This is a genomic window from Novosphingobium sp. (genome assembly GCF_965229225.1).
GTDB lineage: Bacteria > Pseudomonadota > Alphaproteobacteria > Sphingomonadales > Sphingomonadaceae > Novosphingobium.
In genome coordinates this window covers 1,649,673-1,667,954 of the sequence record NZ_OZ245867.1, presented here as the reverse complement: position 1 = coordinate 1,667,954, position 18,282 = coordinate 1,649,673, and the positions used below count along the sequence as shown (strand labels likewise).

General features: G+C 64.0%; 17 protein-coding genes. 8 read left to right on the top strand and 9 right to left on the bottom strand.

Going from position 1 to position 18,282, the window contains the following annotated elements; translation table 11 throughout:
• Positions 1-69: 69 nt before the first annotated feature.
• The gene (gene thiL / locus ACO06X_RS07530) at positions 70-948 is read right to left on the bottom strand and encodes a thiamine-phosphate kinase (RefSeq protein WP_421839311.1); all 879 of its coding nucleotides are present in this window, start codon (positions 946-948) and stop codon (positions 70-72) included.
• Between the two features lie 140 nt (positions 949-1,088).
• Positions 1,089-1,895: a crotonase/enoyl-CoA hydratase family protein gene (locus ACO06X_RS07525; protein WP_421839310.1), complete on the bottom strand. Its 807-nt coding sequence runs from the start codon at positions 1,893-1,895 to the stop codon at positions 1,089-1,091.
• Positions 1,896-1,983: 88 nt separating this feature from the next.
• Between ACO06X_RS07525 and ACO06X_RS07520 the strand changes: the two genes are divergently transcribed.
• Both ACO06X_RS07520 and ACO06X_RS07515 read left to right on the top strand, forming a co-directional pair.
• On the top strand, positions 1,984-3,123 hold the full coding sequence (locus tag ACO06X_RS07520; protein WP_421839309.1) for an acyl-CoA dehydrogenase family protein: 1,140 nt from the start codon (positions 1,984-1,986) through the stop codon (positions 3,121-3,123).
• A gap of 124 nt (positions 3,124-3,247) precedes the next feature.
• Positions 3,248-4,204 carry an acyl-CoA dehydrogenase family protein gene (locus tag ACO06X_RS07515; protein WP_421839308.1) on the top strand — a complete coding sequence of 319 codons (957 nt, stop codon included), beginning with the start codon at positions 3,248-3,250 and terminating at the stop codon, positions 4,202-4,204.
• 356 nt (positions 4,205-4,560) lie between these two features.
• Here the strand turns inward: ACO06X_RS07515 and ACO06X_RS07510 are convergent, their stop codons facing one another.
• On the bottom strand, positions 4,561-5,826 hold the full coding sequence (locus ACO06X_RS07510) for a hypothetical protein (protein WP_421839307.1): 1,266 nt from the start codon (positions 5,824-5,826) through the stop codon (positions 4,561-4,563).
• Positions 5,827-6,133: 307 nt separating this feature from the next.
• On the opposite strand from ACO06X_RS07510, the gene ACO06X_RS07505 reads away from it, so the two are divergent.
• The 6 genes from ACO06X_RS07505 to ACO06X_RS07480 all read left to right on the top strand — a co-directional run bounded on the left by ACO06X_RS07505 (position 6,134) and on the right by ACO06X_RS07480 (position 11,266).
• The gene (locus ACO06X_RS07505) at positions 6,134-7,306 is read left to right on the top strand and encodes an acetyl-CoA C-acetyltransferase (RefSeq protein ID WP_421839306.1); all 1,173 of its coding nucleotides are present in this window, start codon (positions 6,134-6,136) and stop codon (positions 7,304-7,306) included.
• A gap of 55 nt (positions 7,307-7,361) precedes the next feature.
• The gene (locus ACO06X_RS07500; protein WP_421839305.1) at positions 7,362-8,144 is read left to right on the top strand and encodes an SDR family NAD(P)-dependent oxidoreductase; all 783 of its coding nucleotides are present in this window, start codon (positions 7,362-7,364) and stop codon (positions 8,142-8,144) included.
• 77 nt (positions 8,145-8,221) lie between these two features.
• Positions 8,222-9,091, top strand: coding sequence for a crotonase/enoyl-CoA hydratase family protein (locus tag ACO06X_RS07495; protein ID WP_421839304.1), 870 nt, complete (start codon positions 8,222-8,224; stop codon positions 9,089-9,091).
• Positions 9,088-9,738: a TetR family transcriptional regulator gene (locus tag ACO06X_RS07490; RefSeq protein WP_421839303.1), complete on the top strand. Its 651-nt coding sequence runs from the start codon at positions 9,088-9,090 to the stop codon at positions 9,736-9,738. The genes ACO06X_RS07495 and ACO06X_RS07490 overlap by 4 nt, the downstream gene beginning before the upstream one ends.
• Before the next feature lie 65 nt (positions 9,739-9,803).
• Positions 9,804-10,262, top strand: coding sequence for a MarR family winged helix-turn-helix transcriptional regulator (locus tag ACO06X_RS07485; protein ID WP_298165571.1), 459 nt, complete (start codon positions 9,804-9,806; stop codon positions 10,260-10,262).
• The gene (locus ACO06X_RS07480; protein WP_421839302.1) at positions 10,259-11,266 is read left to right on the top strand and encodes a fumarylacetoacetate hydrolase family protein; all 1,008 of its coding nucleotides are present in this window, start codon (positions 10,259-10,261) and stop codon (positions 11,264-11,266) included. The genes ACO06X_RS07485 and ACO06X_RS07480 overlap by 4 nt, the downstream gene beginning before the upstream one ends.
• Positions 11,267-11,429: 163 nt before the next feature.
• Here the strand turns inward: ACO06X_RS07480 and ACO06X_RS07475 are convergent, their stop codons facing one another.
• The 6 genes from ACO06X_RS07475 to cpaB form a co-directional block, all read right to left on the bottom strand.
• Entirely contained in the window at positions 11,430-12,440 is a 1,011-nt protein-coding gene (locus tag ACO06X_RS07475; protein ID WP_421839301.1) for a type II secretion system F family protein, read from the bottom strand.
• A gap of 8 nt (positions 12,441-12,448) precedes the next feature.
• Entirely contained in the window at positions 12,449-13,420 is a 972-nt protein-coding gene (locus ACO06X_RS07470) for a type II secretion system F family protein (RefSeq protein ID WP_421839300.1), read from the bottom strand.
• Between the two features lie 82 nt (positions 13,421-13,502).
• A complete protein-coding gene (locus ACO06X_RS07465; RefSeq protein WP_421839299.1) occupies positions 13,503-14,834 on the bottom strand; it encodes a pilus assembly protein CpaE in 1,332 nt (443 codons plus the stop codon).
• A 3-nt stretch (positions 14,835-14,837) separates the two neighbouring features.
• Complete coding sequence (locus ACO06X_RS07460) at positions 14,838-15,521, bottom strand: CpaD family pilus assembly protein (protein WP_421839298.1); 684 nt, start codon at positions 15,519-15,521, stop codon at positions 14,838-14,840.
• A 14-nt stretch (positions 15,522-15,535) separates the two neighbouring features.
• Positions 15,536-17,209 carry a type II and III secretion system protein family protein gene (locus ACO06X_RS07455; RefSeq protein WP_421839297.1) on the bottom strand — a complete coding sequence of 558 codons (1,674 nt, stop codon included), beginning with the start codon at positions 17,207-17,209 and terminating at the stop codon, positions 15,536-15,538.
• Position 17,210: 1 nt separating this feature from the next.
• Positions 17,211-18,245, bottom strand: a complete 1,035-nt coding sequence (cpaB, locus tag ACO06X_RS07450) for a Flp pilus assembly protein CpaB (RefSeq protein WP_421839296.1) — start codon at positions 18,243-18,245, stop codon at positions 17,211-17,213.
• Between the last annotated feature and the right edge of the window lie 37 nt (positions 18,246-18,282).

Sequence of the window (18,282 nt, the reverse complement as noted above, 5' to 3'; positions counted from 1 at the left end):
CGTCGTTCGCGGGTCGGGGCGGGAGGCTAGTGCATAATTTTCATGCCGCAAGCCTTCAGGTGTGATTTTTCAGCAATGTTCATAGCCGAGCGGGCCTTCCGGCGGAGTGTCACCGAGGAGTAGAGGTACGATCCCGAGGGGCAGCACGGTGCCGATGCGATGCGCCTGGCAGGGCGGCGCGGTGCCGGTGGGAAGGGTGAATAGCAGCTCGTAGTCGTCCCCCCAACTCAGCGCATCGCGGGCACGTTCGACCGGCAGTTCGGCGGGGAGGGGAATCGCGACCGGATCGAGCGCAAATGTCGCCGCGCTCGCCGCTGCCATGCGGCTCGCATCGAGCAGCAACCCGTCCGATACGTCCATCATCGCGGTGACGAGCGGCGCCAGCGCGCGGCCTTCGGCAAGCCGGGGCAGGGGGCGGCGGTAAGCAGATGTGTCGGCTGAAGTGTTACCGGCGGAGAGCGCCTCGAACCCCAGCATGGCCGCGCCGACGGAGCCGGTGATCCAGATGCCGTCTCCGGCCTGCGCGCCGCTGCGCGAGGGGACAGGCCGATGCGTGGCGCGGCCCAGCGCGGTGAGGCCAAGCGACTGCGCCCCGGTCCCGCGCACGGTATCCCCGCCCAGCAGCGGCACGCCGAAATGCGTCAGCGCCTCGCCCAGACCCTCGGCAAAGCGGGTGTTCTCGGCGGCGAGCGTATAGCCCAGCAGCACGCCGAGCGGCTCGGCGCCCTTTGCGGCAAGGTCCGAAAGGTTGGTGGCGAGGAGCTTCCATGCGATGTCTGCCGGGTCTTGCCCGGGCAGCCAGTGTACGCCCTCGACCATCATGTCGTGGGTGAGGATAAGGGCTTCTCCGCCCACCTCCAGCACCGCGCAATCATCGGCAAGGCCGCGCGCCGCGGGGTGCGAGGCGAGCGCCTGCAGTGCGGCGATGAAGGCGAATTCGGCGCTCACTCACTCCCCCTGCGGACCCACCCACATCCGCTCACCCTGAGCCTGTCGAAGGGTGCTGGCACGGCGGCTGTGCCAGCATCCTTCGACAAGCTCAGCATGAGCGGGGTTGGGGGCGGACGGGAAGAGGGGCGCACCCCGTCTCAATCCCCTGTAAAAACCGGAGCGCGCTTTTCCAGAATCGCGTTCACCGCTTCCTTGTGGTCTGCAGTTTCATGCACGATGGCCTGGAACGCAGCCGAAAGCTCGAGCACATCGCCCGCGCGGCCATGCTGGGCCTCGCGCAGCAAGCGCTTGGTCAGGCGCAGCGCGCGGGGGCTGTTGGCGGCGATTTCCTCGGCGAGCGCGACGGCCTTTTCCAGCAGCTGGTCCGCCGGGACCACATCGCCAACAAGCCCGATGGACTGGGCATAGGCAGCATCGAACGTCCGGCCCGTCAGGAACAGTTCCGCCGCCTTCGAATAGCCGATGATCTTCTGCAGCGTCCAAGCGCCGCCATCGCCGGGGATGATGCCGACCTTGATGAAGCTGGCCGCCATCTTCGCGCTATCGGCGGCAAGGCGCAGATCGCACACGCAGGCCAGATCGAGGCCGAGCCCGATGGCGTGGCCGTTGATTGCCGCGATCATCGGCACTTCGCAATCAAGCATGGCGCGGGTCGCGCGCTGGACGCCGCGCCGGTAGTTCGCGGCGGTCGAGTCGGGCTGGTCGAGCGGGCCGATGCCCTGCCGATCACGAATGCCCTTGATGTTGCCGCCCGTGCAGAAGGCGCGGCCCGCACCCGTCAACACGATGGCGCTGACCGAGCGGTCGTTCGCCAGGCGGAAGAACGTATCGACGATGTTGTCGCAATCTTCCAGCGTGCCAATGGCGTTCATCGATTCGGCGCGGTCCATGGTGAGGATGGCAACGCGGCCGCGGCGCTCTTCGTGGAGGAATGGGGTGGTCATGGTGGCTCTCCCGATTTGCCCCTCTGGGCTGTGGCACTAGCAATCTTGCGATTGCGATGGCCCGCGCGCTGCCATAGTGACGGCGGTGATGCAAATATTCCCGCTCCATCCGTTCCTCCCTGAGGGGGACATTCCCGCCCTGCGCCAACAGGTTCGCGACCTTGTGGCGAAGCACGAAGCCAAGTGGCCGATCGAGCTGCGCGCCAATTGCTGGTTCAGCTTCGACGAGGAATTCTCGAAGGCGCTGGGCAGCGCCGGCCTGCTCGGCATGACCTGGCCCAAGCAATATGGCGGGCACGAGCGCACGATGCTCGAACGCTATGTCGTGCTGGAAGAGCTGCTCGCGGCAGGCGCGCCTGCGGGGCTGCACTGGATTGCCGACCGGCAGACCGGCCCGCTCCTCCTGCGCTATGGCACCGAGGCGCAGCGCGAGAAGTATCTGCCGGGCATGGCGCGGGGCGAGATCTACGCCTGCATCGGCCTGTCCGAACCCGGCTCGGGATCGGACCTTGCCAGCGTGCGCACTTCGGCGAAGAAGACCAACGAGGGCTGGCGCATCAACGGCCAGAAGGTGTGGACCAGCGGCGCACATCGCAGCCACGCCGCGCTCACCCTGCTGCGCACCGAAGAGGGCAGCGAGCGCCACACCGGCCTTTCGCAGATGATGATCGACCTCGATACGCCGGGGATCACCATCCGCCCGATCATCGACATGACGGGCACGCACCACTTCAACGAGATCTGGTTCGAGGATGTCCTCCTGCCGCATGATGCGCTGGTGGGCGTGGAAGGCAATGGCTGGAAGCAGGTCGTGGCCGAACTCGCGCTCGAACGGTCGGGGCCGGAGCGCTATCTCTCCAGCCACATGCTGCTTGTCGCACTGATCGACGCCATGGGGCCGGAGCCCGACGCGCCGACCGCGCAGCTGATCGGGCGGCTTACGGCGGAGATGTGGACGCTGCGGCAGATGTCGATGTCCACCATCGCCAAGCTGGCGGCGGGCGAGGATCCGGTGGTCGAGGCCGCCATCGTCAAGGACCTCGGCAATGCCTACGAACAGGCGCTGCCGCGCATGGTGCAGGCGGCTGTCTCCGCAGACCTTGCGGGCAAGAGCGACCTCTCGCGCCTGCTGACATGGATTCTGGTCGCGAGCCCGAGCTTCTCGCTGCGCGGCGGCACGCCGGAAGTGCTGCGCGGGATCATTGCCAAGGGCCTCGGCCTGCGGTGAACATTTTCCCACGCCCCGTTCGTGTCGAGCGAAGTCGAGACACCAAGCGCGGCGTTCATGTGTCTCGACTTCGCTCGACACGAACGGAGTTGGGGTTTGAGTTTTTCATGAGGAACAAGCTCTGATGAGCGACAACCGTACACTGCTGACCGACATGGCAGCCGGCCTGTTCGCCGATCTGGCGGGCAAGCCTTTCGATGTGGCCTGGCCGCAAGTGGCCGAGGCGGGCTTTGCCTCGCTCTTGGTGCCAGAGGATGCGGGCGGCTTCGGCGGGGACTGGGGCGATGTGCTCGCCGTGCTGCGCCTTGCGGGGCTGAACGCCTTGGCCGCGCCGCTGGCCGAGCCGGTGATCGCGCATTACCTGCTGGCGAAGGCGGAGATTGCCGCGCCAGAGGGCCTGATTTCCATCGCCGCGCCCGGAGCCCGCGTGCCCTATGGCCGCCATGCTGCGGCGGTGGTGCATGTGGAGGGCGGCACACTCTCGCTCTATCAAGCCGAGTCTCTCGCGTTCGACGAAGGGCTTTCCCCTGCAGGTGAGCCTTGGGATGCCATCAGCTTCACAGGCGCAGCAGCGGCAACGGCGGCGTGTGACGTCGATCTGCTGGCGCTGGGCGCGTTCGCTCGCGTGGCGCAGGCCTCGGGCGCGCTGGAGGCGGCGTTCACGCTGGCCATCGATCACGTGAACACCCGCGTCCAGTTCGGCCGTGCGCTGGCGAAGTTCCAGGCGGTGCAGCAGGCGATGGCCGAGTTTTCCGAGGAGGCGGCAGCCGTCGACGCCTCCGCCGCAGCCTGCGCGGCGGCGCTCGATTACGGGCACGCCAGCTTCGAGATCGCGGCGGCCAAGCTGCGCATGGGGATCGCCGTGGACCGCGCGGTGCCCATCGCGCACCGCATGCACGGCGCCATCGGCTTCACCATCGAATACGCCCTCAACCACCTGACCCGCCGCCTGATGGGCTGGCGCAGCGAATTCGGCGGCGACGCCTTCTGGGCCGAGCGGCTGGGCAAGCGCGTGGCGGGGCTGGGCGGGCATGGCCTGTGGCGCGAAATGGCGGCGCGGACGGACCGGTTGGTGGGGTGAGGGGACTAGTGAGCTTGCCTATCAAGCCGTGTGTTGCACATATTATATGCGCGATGCGGCAGGGCTGCCTGCACAGTTGACCTGGTTGGTTATGTAACGTCATTCAATGGGGCGTTTTTACCACACCGGATGAGTTTGCCCCCTGTCCATTGCGACTATCATCTAAAGGGGTTCGCTTAAAAAGAAACGGCGGCGTAACCGCCGCCGTTTCATGCTCGTGAGATGCGACGGTTAACCGTTCGAGCCACCATCGCCGATCTTCAAGGTATTCATTTCGCGTCTCCTTTTTGATGTCCAGAATGGTCCTGAGGGTTAGGTAGGCGATCAAACCCAACATCGCAAGGCGAACCTTGTTCTCAACGGGGGGTATCAGAAGCTGGTTCGACCTGGGCCGTCTGATCATAAACAGTTGCGTGGGCTGCGACCTTTGCGACGTCATCCTCGATCGCAGTGCCCACACTGGGGCGCCACCAGAGGTTTACGCTATTAAATGGTAGGATAGGGCCATCGACCTTCCATTCGGCTGTTCTGCCCGGATGGGGTGCCCGCACGACCTTCATTGTTGACGCCGTGCGTTCCGAGGCACCAAATTTTAGCCCAGGCACACTTACGTCAAGTCGGATCGTAGCTCCCATTGTGGGCCTACGAAAACCGAATGTGTCATTATCGGACATATCTTTGACTAACACGGCTTCTATTAACACCTCCTTACTTTCTTGAGCCTGCAGTTCCACACGGAACTCATAGTCCAGCTCGCCATCGTCTGTCTTCTTGCCGCGGCTTCGGAGTGCCTCGCCCTCAATTGTTTCGTCCGCAATTTGGATAAGCGTCACCTTAGCATGCTCTTCAAGCGGTCCTTCCCGAACGGGGATGCCATAGGTCGAGGTATAGGTTCGATCAGCGGGCCCAACGTTTCGAAGGTCGTACCGGACTGTGACTGTTACAAGCACGAGCTTATCTTTGGCGTCGCCCGCAGCTTCTGCCGCCTTACCCGATAGGCTCTCTACCTTGTAGCTCAAGCTATAGTTTTCCCGCATCAAGGTCTCTTCAAGGCAGGTCGAGATGACTGATCGGACATAGTCCGGATCGTGCCTAATAGAGTACACGCCTTGAAACACATCTTGGGAAATTAGGCGGCGGGATTCTTCAATCGCTTGATTGTGCTCCTTGCGCGAACCGGCTTCAATAGCGATCGCAACGACCCAAGCGATAATCAGTGCGTAGCCGATCTCCGCGAGCCAGAGAATCGGCACCGAAAAATTAAATATCCTCGACGGCGCAGTTGAATGATGATCCGCTGTAGTAGCCCCACTAGGAATGCCATCTGCGTGGACCCAAATCCCATGCTCAACCGCGATTGCGGCTAGCACGCAAAAGGCACCAACGACGAGAGGCCACCAGATGATCGGCGCTGGAAGCATGCCCTTTCGAGTTCTCGAGCGGTCCTTATAGCTTCCCCCAATGGGCTCATTCGCTTGCAGGTTATCCAACTCAGGCATGAATCCCCCTCTCCGGCAAAGAGTATACTGCCCTGTCAATTCAAGCGCAATAACTGTCAGTAGGTAAAAAACTAGAAGAAAATAACAAAATTCACAAAATAAAATTAAATAATTTTTTGCCAAGAAATCTCAAAAAAGAAAAAAGTCGAAATAAAAATCAGTGCTAGAAATTATTCTATTTAAATAGATTTAAAAAATACAGATTGTTTTAATTACTAATTAGCATTATATGCTGATATATATGGATATCAATGATAATATGCTCATATTTAAAGATTTTATTGATAGGATTGCCACAGATTTATCGCGCAGTGATCATCTTCGCCAACGCACAAGGTACGCCCCCACCATCCCCACCCCAATCCCTTGACCCCACCCCCGACACCCCTTAATCGTTCAGTTAAACGAACGCATACGGGAGTCGAGTGCCATGGCTGTTGCCTATATCGTTGATGCAGTGCGGACCGCTGGCGGGCGGCGGAATGGGCGGCTGGCGGGGGTTCACCCGGTCGATCTTTCGGCGGCGACCTTGGATGCCATTGTCGAGCGCACGGGGATCGATGGCGCGGCGGTGGATGATGTCATCATGGGCTGCGTCTCGCAGGGCGGGCAGCAGGCGGGGCAGGTGGGGCGCAATGCCGTGCTCGCCGCGAAGCGCCTGCCGGATTCGGTCCCGGCCGTCACGATCGACCGCCAGTGCGGCTCTTCGCAGCAGGCGATCCAGTTTGCCGCGCAGGCAGTGATGTCGGGCGTGCAGGACATGGTGATCGCCGCGGGCGTCGAGAGCATGACCCGCGTGCCGATGGGCTCCACCGCGATCTTTCACATGAAAGAGGGGCTGGGCAACTACAAGTCGCCGCAGCTGGAAGAGAAGTATCCGGGCATCATGTTCTCGCAGTTCATGGGCGCGGAAATGATCGTGAAGAAGCATGGCTTCACCAAGGATCAACTCGATCAGTTCGCGCTCTCCAGCCACCTCAAGGCGATTGCCGCGACGCAGGCGAACGCCTTCGGCGGCGAGATCGTGCCCATCGCCATCGAGACGGCGGACGGCCCCGCCATGCACACCGTGGACGAAGGCATCCGCTTCGATGCGAGCCTTGAATCGATCTCGGGCGTCAAGCTGCTCTCGCCCGATGGCTCGCTGACCGCGGCGAGCTCCAGCCAGATCTGCGACGGCGCGAGCGCGGCGCTGATCGTTTCGGAAGCGGCGCTGAAGGCCCACGGCCTCACCCCGCTGGCGCGCATCCACAACCTGACCGTGACGGCGGGCGATCCGGTGATCATGCTGGAAGAACCGCTCTTCGCCACCGACCGCGCGCTGCAGCGGGCCGGCATGAAGATCAGCGATATCGACCTTTATGAAGTGAACGAGGCCTTCGCCTCGGTGCCGATGGCCTGGCTGAAGCACACCGGCGCGGACCCGGAGAAGCTCAACGTGAACGGCGGCGCGATTGCGCTCGGCCACCCGCTTGGCGCTTCGGGCACCAAGCTGATGTCCACGCTGCTCCATGCGCTGAAGGCGCGCGGCGGCAAGTATGGTTTGCAGACGATGTGCGAAGGCGGCGGCGTTGCCAACGTGACCATCGTTGAAATGATGTAACTAATCCCTTCCCATGGGGAGAGGGACACGTTTATGTTTTTGGGAGAGAATTGCCATGAAGCTTGATAGTTCCGTTTCCGCAGTCGTCACCGGCGGCGCTTCCGGCCTTGGTGCCGCCACCGCCCGCGCGCTGGCCGCGAAGGGCGTGAAGGTCGCCATCTTCGACATGCAGAAGGAAAAGGGCGAGGCCGTCGCGGCGGAAATCGGCGGCGTGTTCTGCGAAGTGAACGTGACCAGCGACGAGAGCGTGGACGCTGGCTTTGCCAAGGCGCGCGCGGCCATCGGGCAGGAGCGCATCCTCGTGAACTGCGCGGGCACCGGCAACGCGGTGAAGACCGCCAGCCGCAGCAAGGAAGACGGCTCGATCAAGCACTTTCCGCTCGAAGCCTTCAACTGGCTGATCCAGATCAACCTCGTCGGCACGTTCCGCTGCATCGCCAAATCGGCGGCGGGCATGATGACGCTTGACCCGCAGGAAGACGGTGATCGCGGCGCGATCGTGAACACCGCGTCGGTCGCAGCCGAGGATGGCCAGATCGGGCAGGCGGCCTACTCCGCCTCGAAGGGCGGCGTTGTCGGCATGACGCTTCCCATCGCGCGCGACCTGATGAGCGAGGGCATCCGCGTCAACACCATCCTGCCGGGCATCTTCGATACCCCGCTGCTGGCAGGCGCGCCGCAGAACGTGCGCGATGCGCTTTCGGCCTCGGTGCCGTTCCCCAAGCGTCTGGGCCAGCCGGCGGAATACGCCCAGCTTGCGCTGACCATGATCGAATGCGGTTACTTCAATGGCGAGGACGTGCGGCTTGACGGCGCGATCCGTATGGCGCCGAGGTAACTTCGGGCGTTGATGAATAAATAGGGACAGTCCCCCTTTTAATGGGGACTGTCCCTGTTTTTGGGAGAGAGCCGAAAATGGCCGACTACACGCAGATCCTGCTCGATGTGGCCGATGGCGTCGCGACGCTGACGCTCAATCGTCCGCACAAGATGAACGCCTACACGCGCACGATGATGACCGAGATCATCGACGCGTTCGACCGCACCGATGCCGATGACAGCGTGCGCGCGGTGATCGTGACGGGGGCGGGCGACCGGGCCTTCTGCGCGGGCGCGGATCTGACACCGGACGACGGCGCACGGCCCTTTTCCGATCCGACCGAAGTGCCGCTGAACGATGTGAAAGTGCGCGACGGAGGCGGATATTGCACCCTGCGCATCTTCAATTCGAAGAAGCCGGTGATCGGCGCGATCAACGGCGCGGCGGTGGGCATCGGCGCGACGATGCAACTGCCGATGGATTTCCGCCTCGCCAGCACTTCGGCGCGTTTCGGCTTCGTGTTTGCGCGGCGCGGGATCGTGCCCGAGGCGGCTTCGAGCTGGTTCCTGCCGCGCATCGTGGGGATGAGCCAGGCGCTCGAATGGTGCATGACAGGGCGCGTGTTCGGCGCGGAGGAAGCGTTGGCCGGTGGCCTCGTCCGCTCGCTCCATGCGCCGGAGGACCTGTTGCCCGCCGCGCACGCGTTGGCGCGTGAGATTGCCGACAACACCAGCGCCGTCTCCGTAGCGATGACGCGTGCGATGCTGTGGCGCAATTCGGCCACGCCGCACCCGATGCACGCCCACCGCGTTGATAGCCGCGCGATCTATCAGCTTTCGCGCGGGGCCGATGCGAAGGAAGGTGTGGCCAGCTTCCTCGAAAAGCGCGCTCCGGCCTACCCCGGACGCGTTTCTTCGGATATGCCGGGGTTCTACCCTTGGTGGGAAGAACCGGGCTGGGAATGAAAGAGCAGACGAACGTGGCAACAGTGGGGGAAACCGGCGGAGAACAGCCGGGCGCAAGGGAACTGCTGCTGGAGACCGCCTCGCAGATCATGCGCGAGGGCGACCAGGTCGATATCTCGCTGTCCGAGCTTTCGCTGCGCTCGGGGCTCAATTCGGCGCTGGTGAAGTACTATTTCGGCAACAAGGCCGGGATGCTGGGCGAACTGCTCGACCGCGACATGGTGGCGATCATCAAGTCGGTCGAGGCGCTGCTCGCCAAGGACAGCATGAGCCCGGAAGCCAAGCTGCGGATGCACATTGCGCGCTGCGTCGATACCTACTTTGCGTTCCCCTACCTCAATCGGCTGCTGATGCGGCTGGTGCGCGACAGCGACCCGTCCGAGGCGAAGCGGATTGCCGACAAGTATCTCGCGCCGCTCAACAAGGCCTATGACCGGCTGATCAGCGACGGGGTGAAGGCGGGCGTGTTCCGGCCGATCGATCCGCAGCTGTTCTATTTCACCGTCACCGGTGCGGCGGACCGGTTCTTTTCGGCGCGGCTGGTGCTGCGGCACTGCTTCGATCAGGACACGCTGACCGAGGAATTGCGTGACCGCTATCGCGAGCATACCGTGGACTTCATCATGGCGGGTATTCTCGCCCGGTGACCAATCCGGTGAGAGCTGGATGCGCTTTTGCTTGCGCGGCGCGGCGGCAGGCCTAGAACCGGGGTATGGCTGACACGCAATCCAGGCTGTCCGACTTCATCCCCTATCGCCTCGCGATTACGTCGAACGCGGTCAGCAGCCTGATTTCGGGCGAATATCATAGCGAATTCGGCCTCAAGATCCCCGAATGGCGGATCATGGCGGTGCTCGGCGATGCCGGTCCGCTGACGCAGCGCGACCTTGTGCGCGCGACCTTGATGGACAAAGTGGCGGTGAACCGCGCGTGCAAGATGCTGGGCGAGCGCGCGCTGGTTGCGCGCAGCCCGAACGAGGCGGACGGGCGCTCGCACCACTTGTGGCTGACGGACGAGGGGCGCGCCATGTACGACCGGATCTGGCCCAACGCGCTTTCGACTTACGAGAAGATCTTCGCCGCGCTTTCGCCGGCTGAAACGGCCAAACTGAGAGCGCTGCTCGACAAATTGTTGCGCGCGGTACGCACCATCGAAGGGGAAAGCCCATGAAACTGGCAAGCTTGCCGCAGCGGCGCGACGGCCGCCTGATCGTCGTTTCGGACGATCTCGCCTGGTATGCCGATGCCGATCACGTCGTGCCCACGATGCAGGGTCTGCTCGACGAGTGGGAGCGACATGCGCCCTATCTTGAGGCGCTGGCGATCGAGCTCCAGCACGGGGCGATCCCGCGCAAGCGCTTCCACGAGCGTGAGGCGACGGCGCCGCTGCCGCGTGCCTTCCAGTGGGCGGATGGCAGCGCCTACGTGAATCACGTCGAACTGGTGCGCCAGGCGCGCGGCGCTCAGCTTCCGGCAAGCTTCTGGACCGATCCGCTGATGTATCAGGGGGGCAGCGACGATCTGCGCGGCGCGCGCGATCCGCTGGTGCTCCGCGATGAGGCGTGGGGCGGCGACCTTGAGGCCGAAGTGGTGGTGGTGACGGGCGATGTGCCGCAAGGTGTCTCGCCGGAAGCCGCGCTCGATCACATCCGGCTGGTCGGTCTCGTCAACGATGTGTCGCTGCGCGGGCTTATCCCCGATGAACTCGCCAAGGGGTTCGGCTTCGTGCAATCGAAGCCCGCCAGCCATTTCTCGCCGGTGTTCGTCACGCCCGCGAGCCTTGGGGCGGCATGGGCCGGTGGCAAGCTTCATCTGCCGCTGCATGTCGACCTCAACGGTCACGCGTTCGGGCGGCTTGAGGCGGGCGAGGAGATGACCTTCGATTTCGGCACGCTGATCGCGCATCTGGCGAAGACGAGGGCGATCGGCGCGGGCTCGATCATCGGGTCGGGCACCGTTTCCAATCGCGATCCGGACGGATCACCGGGGCGGCCAGTTGCCGAAGGCGGGCGCGGTTATGCCTGCATCGCCGAACAGCGCATGGTCGAGACGATCCGCGACGGCGCGCCGGCAACGCCGTTTCTCCGCCATGGCGATACGGTGCGGATCGAAGCGAAGGATGCCAAGGGCCACAGCGTGTTCGGCGCCATCGAGCAGCAGGTGGTGGCGGGGTAGAGAGAGAAGCTACCCCTCCGACCTGCCTTCGGCAGGCCACCTCCTCATTTGTGCTACGCAAAAATGGGGAGGAGCAGGAGAACCCCTCCTCTTTTCCTCCCCATTTTTCCGAAGGACAAATGGGGAGGTGGCAGCGCGAAGCGCTGACGGAGGGGTAATCTACTTACGTCTTCCGATTGAGGAAGTTGTCGCTGATCGAGCAGGCCGCGGGGCCGAGGATCACGACGAACAGCGTCGGCAGGATGAACAGGATCAGCGGGATGGTCATGATCGCCGGCAGACGCGCGGCCTTTTCCTCGGCGCGCATCATGCGTTCGTTGCGGAATTCGGCCGAGAGCACGCGCAACGCCGAAGCGAGCGGGGTGCCATAACGCTCGGTCTGGATCATCGTCGTCACCACGCCCTTCACCGATTCAAGATTGACGCGGTACGCCAGGTTCTCGAACGCCATGCGGCGTTCGGTGAGGAACGAGAGTTCGATTGCAGTTAGCGCGAATTCATCGCCAAGCTCGGGATAGGCGCGGCCCAGTTCGCGCGCGACGCGGCCGAAGGCGGCGTCCACGGTGAGACCGGCCTCGGCGCAGATCACCAGCAGATCGAGCGCATCGGGCAGGCCCTTGCGGATTTCCTTGGTGCGCTTGTTGATGAGGTTCTTGATCCAGATGTCCGGACCTTTGTAGCCGAAACCCACCGCGCCCGCGAACAGGCCGAACTTCTTGAAGGCCGACCACAGCGGGAAATAGTTCACTCCGTAGATCAACACGCCGAACACCAGGCCGAGCACAATCGGGCCGATCATCCGGGCGAGCACGACCGCGACGGCCCATTCCTTCTTGCGGATGCCGGCCTGTGCCAGCCTCTGCTGGATATCGTGGAGCTGGCTGTCCTGCAGAACCTTCAGCGATTCGAGGAAGGTCTTGATGCTGTCGGTCGTCTCGTTGCGGCGGACGATGCTCTGGCGCTTCTTCGCGTTGACCGTGACGATGCCGGCCTTGAGCTGGTCGCGCCGGTCGTTGAGCGCCTTGACGCGCTTGGCCATGGGATCGCGCACCGTGACCGCGGCGTAGATCGCCAGCAGCATCGCGGCGGCGGCGATACCCATGAGGATCGAGCCGACGTAGATGACGTCGACGCCGAGGAGCGTGGGACCGTGCGGGGGAGGGTTGACTGGCATGATGGGTCTCAGATCTCGAAGTTGACCATTTGCTTCATGATCCAGGCACCAATGCCCAGCCACACGAGGCCGCCGATGCCGGCAATGATGAGCCGCTCATCCACGAAGAACTGTCCGAGGTAGCGCGGGTTGATGGAGTAGATCAGTGCGAAGACGATGAACGGCAGCGAGCCGACGATGTAGGCCGAAGCCTTGGATTCCGAGCTCATCGCCGCAATCTTGAGCTTCATTTGCGCACGCTTGCGCAGCACGTCGGCCAGGTTCGCCAGCGTTTCGGCGAGGTTGCCGCCGGTTTCGCGCTGGATGGCCAGCGTGATGCAGAAGAAGCTGAACTCGGCCATGTCGAGCCGGTTGGCGGTCTCCTGGAGCGCTTCCTCCATGGTGCGGCCAACCTTGATGCGATCGGTGACGAGCTTGAACTCCTCACCCACGGGGCCGGGCAGTTCGTGCGCGACGACGACCAGGGTTTCCGTGATCGGCAAGCCCGAGCGCAGGCCGCGTACGAGCAGTTCGAGCGCATCGGGAAACTTGGCGACGAACCCGACCTTGCGCTTGTTGATCGCGCGACCGACCAGCCAGTGCGGAATACCCGCACCCACCAGCACGCCGGCACCGACTCCCATTAGCAGCGCGCCGGATTTGATGAAGATGAGCAGCGCGATACCGACGGCAAGCCCGATCGACACGTAGAGATACTGGGAGAGCGTCCAGCCCTTGCCGGTCTGGTGCAGGCGAAGCGCAAGCGCCTCAAGGCGCGAGCCGGAACCCGCCTTCTTGAAGGTGGCAGGTTTGCGGTTGGCCACCGCCTTGCGATACTGCGCCTCGACCTTGTCCACCGCGCTTTCCGAGTGGCGGAAGCGCACGGACTGAAGCCGGCGCGAAGCTTCACGGCTGGCCGAGGGGCCGCTCAGCGCGAGGGCCATCAGCAGCAGAACCAGCGCCGCACCGCCGCCAAGGATCACGAGTTGCATCATGTTCATGGCTGGGTCCTGCCAGTTCTCTCAGTACGTGCGGTGCCGGCGCCGATGGCCCCCGTGCAGGGGTACAAGCGCCGGCCGCGGATCATGCGGGGTTTCCGGCCTTGGCTTTGCCGGAGGAGAGCATCTTCTTGATGTCGAACTTGCCGAGCAGCGAGGTCTTGGCCCCCGGTGCGCCGCCGTTCTTGTTGCCGCCCTTGTCGGCAGCCTTGGCGGGCTTGCCCTTGGCCTTGGCATCAACCACTTCGCCATCGCTGCCGGTAGCGATGATGGCGGTGCCAAGGTCGCGCAGGGCCGCGCCCGCCTTGCTGGCGCGGTTGGCGGCAACGAAGGTCTGGCCGAGCTTGGCCGCATTGGCGGCGGCCTTGACGTCGTAGGGTATGGTGTAGTTGATCTTGCGCTCGATCGAGGCTTCGAAGTCCGAACGGCTGATCTCGCCGATGCCGGAGTGGACCTTGTTGGCCACCACGATCGTTTCGGCATGCTTGGCATTGCTCTTGAGCCACGAAAGCAGGCGGATCGCATCGCGTGCGCCAGCAAGCGTGAGCTCGGTGGCCACGACCACCACGTTCACGTCTGCCAGAAGGTGCGGGAAGTTGATCAGCATGTTCCGCGGCAGATCGATCATCGTCATTTCGAACGCGTGGCGGAATTCCTCCTCCAGTTGAACGAAAGCGCTGCCATCGGTCATCAGCGGGGCGCTGATCGGGGCTTCGGCCGAAAGGATCGCCAGGTTATCGTTGGCGCGGATCATCGCGCGTTCGATGAACAGGCCGTCGATGCGGCTCGGGTTGTCGATCGCGTCGGTCAGGCCGCGGCCCGGTTCGAGATCGAGCGTGAGCGCGCCGGTGCCGAAGTGCACATCGAGATCGAGTAGCGCCGTCGGCAGGCGGTGATCGCTGCTGAACAGCCACGCCAGCGAGGTCGCGATGGTCGAGGCGCCGACGCCGCCGCGCGTGCCGACCACTGCGGTCGAGACGTGGCGCTTGACGGTCGCGCCATCAGCGGACTTGGGCGAGGCGAAGATCGCCTGCGCCTGCACCAGTGCATCGCGCACCTGGCCCGGTGTCAGCGGCTTCAGGAGGTAGTCCTGGATGCCCGATGCAAGCAGGTCGCGATAGAGGCGCACGTCGTTGACCTGGCCGACAGCGATCACCACGGTGCCCGGCTCGCAGACTTCGGCCAGCGCGTTGATATCGCTCAGCGGGTCGCCGCTTTCGGAGAGGTCGACCATCAGGATGGCCGGGCTCGCCGCGATCGAGAGGGATTGGATCGCGTTGCGCAGGCCGCCCTTGTTGCACTTTTCCGGCTGCCAGCCCATGTCGGCCGTGACCGGACGCAGCACATCGAGCGCCGCGTCGTCGCACATGAAGGCCGCGAACATATCGCGGTTGGCGGTTTTCCAGGTCGCGCTCATCGATCAGTTACCCCCGGACTTGCTGGAAACGGACTTCAGGCCCTGCGCGCCGGTGGCCGGCATCTGGCGATAGGCTTCGATCGCCTTGGTGTTGCTCTGGACCAGCGTGGTGCTGCTGCCCTTGGCGCCGTGAACGAGGTCTTCCTTGTTGGCGACCATCGCAGCCATGTTGCTGTTCACCGCGCAGCCGTAGTTGGGCGAGGTGGCATTGTTGGTGCGGTTGTCGATCTTGTCCGACCAGTCCGGGCAGCCCGGTACGCTGGCTTCGGAGCGCGAGACGACGATGCGGGCGGTGCCCGGCGCGATCGCGCCTTCGGTCACAGGAGCGACTTCGGCGAGGAGGATGCCGAAGCGGCCGGCCACCTGCTCGACCGAATTGCGCGTCTGATCCGAATCGACCGGATCATCGAGCGAAACGCGGTCGCCATAACCAAGGCTCAGCGCATCGAGCCAGCCAGCGAGGCGGCGCTGTTCGGAAACGGGCAGGCCGCCGCCGGGGAGCGTCGAGACATCGAACACGTAGCTGGTGCGCTGCACGACCGGCTGACGCACGCTTTCAAGGCTGCGGTTCATGTCGGCAGTGGGGCTGTTGCAAGCGGCAAGCGGCAGGCTCAGCACACCGGCAAGGCAAAGGACGCGGATGGCCCCCTTGGCGGGACGAGCGATACGGGGCAGACGAATGGACATGGGGTAGCCCTTTCTCACTGGATGCTGAAGCCGGGCGCCGCATCGGCGCTGGCCTGACGATTGCGGGCAGGACGGTTCGCCTTCTTCGGCGCGGCTGCGGGCGCGGCCGGTGCGCCGGCTGCATCGGGCAGCGGTGCATCGAGCGCACCGACCTTCGGGCCGTTCGACTGGACCGTGCCGGGCGTCTCGGTCGGCTTGGGCCGATCACCACCCGTCACGCCATCCGATTCCATATGGCCAAGGAACTGCTGGAGCGCGGTCGAGGTCTTGAAGCCGTCGGTGGGCAGCTTGATCTCGCTCGAATCGACCGGGTTGACGAGATAGGGCGTGACCACGATGACCAGCTCGGTTTCGCCCTTGCGGAACGAGGTCGAGCGGAACAGCGAGCCCAGGATCGGGATGTCACCGGCGCCGGGCATCTTGGTGATCGTGTTCTGCGCGTTGTTGCGCAGCAGGCCGGCGATCATGAAGCTTTGGCCCGAGCCCAGCTCGACCGTGGTCTCGGCGCTGCGCACGGTGAGCGCGGAGACCGAGAAGCTGTTGCTGATGATCGCGCCGTCAGACGAAAGTTCGGACACTTCCGGCTTCACCCGCAGCGAGATGCGCCCGTTGGCGAGCACGGTGGGGGTGTAGGCGAGGCTGATGCCGTACTTCTTGAATTCGATCGAGGTGTTGCCGAGGCCGGTCGAAACCGGGATCGGGTATTCACCGCCGGCGAGGAACGTGGCGGTTTCACCCGAGAGCGCGGTGAGGTTCGGTTCGGCCAGCGAAGTGACAAGACCGATGGTTTCGCCCAGATCGAGCGCGCCAAGGACGTTGACGCCGAACAGCTTTGTCAGGCCCGCCAGCGTGGACTGGCCCTGCAGCGGTGTCACGTTGGTGCCGTCCATCAGCACGGCCTTGCCGGTCGTGGGATCGAAGCCATAGCCCTTGACCGAGGTGCCAATGCCGAGCGGCAGGTTGGGATCGGTGGTGATCGTCGTCGCCGGCGAGCGGCCCTGGTTCAGGCCGAACTTGAAGCCGCTGGAGCCGTCGATCGTTGTGAAGTTGGAGCCGACCTGGCGGATCAGCGAGCGGTTCACTTCGGCGAACTTCACATGGAGGTTCACCTGCAGTGGGGTTGCCATCTTGAGGCGGCTGATCACGTTGGTCTTGTCGTCGACGAAGGCTTTGACGAGGCGCTCGGCCTCGGCGGCATCCTCGGGCGCGGCGATCGTGCCGGTGAGGAGCACCGTGTTGTTCATCGTCGAGGTAACGATGTGCGCTTCGGGCATCGCGAGCTTCAGCATCTGGTCGACGCTGTCGATGTTGGTGCCGACGCGGACATTGGCCGACCACACCACGTCACCGTTCGCGTTGCTGGCATAGACCGTGGTCTCGCCGCCCGCCTTGCCGAACACGTAGAGCTGGTTGGTGGACTTCACCTGGACATCGGCGATGTTGTCGTTGGCGACGAACACGTCGGTCATCTTGCCCGGCAGCGTGACCAGCTGGCCGCGACCGATCGAGATCGCGATGCTGCGGGCCGGGCTGGTCACCGTCTGGGCCAGGGCCGGCGCGGGAGCCGAGGCGAGCGCCAGCGGAACAGCGAGGGCGACGAGAGGGAGGAGGCGGGATGCGATACGGGCCTTCATGGTCTTGCCTTTCGCGGGCGCAGTTTGGGCCTTGATGGAAGCGAGGGTGGTCATGTCAGTGGTTCCCTACGCTGACTTCCTGGGTATCCTTGCCGCGGGTCACGCGGACCACCGGGCCAGGGTTCAGGAGCGAACGGGCAGCGGAGGTCATCGAGCCACCCGGCATCGCCCGCGGCATCGCCGAGATCGCTTTTGCCATCGCGGCAGCCGGATCGGCATTGTTGACGTTCTTCGGCTGGAAGCGCGACACGTCACCGCCGGTGGCGAAGCTGTTGCCGGTCGCCTCGATGGGCTTCGACATCGCCTGCTTGATGATCCGCTCCTCATCGGCCTTGCTGGCGCCGGTGGGGATCTTGATCTGGCCCAGGGCGATGGCTTGATCGAGTTCGCTCGAATTGTCGGCCAGCGAGCGCAGCGAGAGGCTGAGCGTGCCGACAGTCTGCGCTACCGCGATCTTTTCGGCGATCTTGGGCGTGGCTTCCACAGTCACGGTGCTGAAGGTGCGCACGCGGGTCTTGCCTTCGATCTGCTCCTGCTCGGTCGATTGGTCGGTAGCGAGCACGCGCAGGTTGCGCATGATGGTTTCGGCAGCCTTGAGCGGCTGGCCCACGCCTTTCACCGTCTGGGTGAGAACGAGGTCGATATGGTCACCGGGGAAGACGAAGCCCGCAACGGCGGTGCGCGCGCTCACCGGAATGGTGACGGCGCGCATGCCCGGCCCGAGCGCGGCGGCGAGGAAGCCGCGGTCACCGGGGGAGACGAGGCTACCCTGGGTCACCGGTTCGCCCGCCGTGATCGGATGGCGCACGACAGTGCCGAGCAGCTTCGACATGTCGGTCTTGTCTTCGGTGAAGTAGACGTCCTGGACAAGGTCCTTCGGCCAGGGCTGATAGCCCATGGCGTCAGCCGTGATGATGGTGCCGGCAGGGAGCGCGCGATTGGCGACGAGCACCTTGGCGCCCAACTGCACCTTCGCGGCGGCCGCTGCCTGCGGCGATGCGGCGCCCGCAAACAGGCTCCTGGCAGCAAAGGCCGTGCCGATCGCCACGATCAGCGCCCCTACCAGCAGCAACAGCTTCTTCCTGTCCATGGCTACAATCCTGCCGTTTGATCCGCCCGCTTGTTTC

Bases quoted from the DNA above. Each gene is read 5' to 3' on its own strand.
- ACO06X_RS07515 (WP_421839308.1), top strand. From the start codon at position 3,248: ATGAGCGACAACCGTACACTGCTGACCGACATGGCAGCCGGCCTGTTC.
- ACO06X_RS07480 (WP_421839302.1), top strand. From the start codon at position 10,259: ATGAAACTGGCAAGCTTGCCGCAGCGGCGCGACGGCCGCCTGATCGTC.
- ACO06X_RS07500 (WP_421839305.1), top strand. From the start codon at position 7,362: ATGAAGCTTGATAGTTCCGTTTCCGCAGTCGTCACCGGCGGCGCTTCC.
- ACO06X_RS07470 (WP_421839300.1), bottom strand. From the start codon at position 13,420: ATGAACATGATGCAACTCGTGATCCTTGGCGGCGGTGCGGCGCTGGTT.
- ACO06X_RS07525 (WP_421839310.1), bottom strand. From the start codon at position 1,895: ATGACCACCCCATTCCTCCACGAAGAGCGCCGCGGCCGCGTTGCCATC.
- ACO06X_RS07485 (WP_298165571.1), top strand. From the start codon at position 9,804: ATGGCTGACACGCAATCCAGGCTGTCCGACTTCATCCCCTATCGCCTC.
- ACO06X_RS07455 (WP_421839297.1), bottom strand. From the start codon at position 17,209: ATGACCACCCTCGCTTCCATCAAGGCCCAAACTGCGCCCGCGAAAGGC.
- ACO06X_RS07520 (WP_421839309.1), top strand. From the start codon at position 1,984: ATGCAAATATTCCCGCTCCATCCGTTCCTCCCTGAGGGGGACATTCCC.
- ACO06X_RS07465 (WP_421839299.1), bottom strand. From the start codon at position 14,834: ATGAGCGCGACCTGGAAAACCGCCAACCGCGATATGTTCGCGGCCTTC.
- ACO06X_RS07460 (WP_421839298.1), bottom strand. From the start codon at position 15,521: ATGTCCATTCGTCTGCCCCGTATCGCTCGTCCCGCCAAGGGGGCCATC.
- ACO06X_RS07505 (WP_421839306.1), top strand. From the start codon at position 6,134: ATGGCTGTTGCCTATATCGTTGATGCAGTGCGGACCGCTGGCGGGCGG.
- ACO06X_RS07495 (WP_421839304.1), top strand. From the start codon at position 8,222: ATGGCCGACTACACGCAGATCCTGCTCGATGTGGCCGATGGCGTCGCG.
- cpaB (WP_421839296.1), bottom strand. From the start codon at position 18,245: ATGGACAGGAAGAAGCTGTTGCTGCTGGTAGGGGCGCTGATCGTGGCG.
- ACO06X_RS07475 (WP_421839301.1), bottom strand. From the start codon at position 12,440: ATGCCAGTCAACCCTCCCCCGCACGGTCCCACGCTCCTCGGCGTCGAC.
- ACO06X_RS07490 (WP_421839303.1), top strand. From the start codon at position 9,088: ATGAAAGAGCAGACGAACGTGGCAACAGTGGGGGAAACCGGCGGAGAA.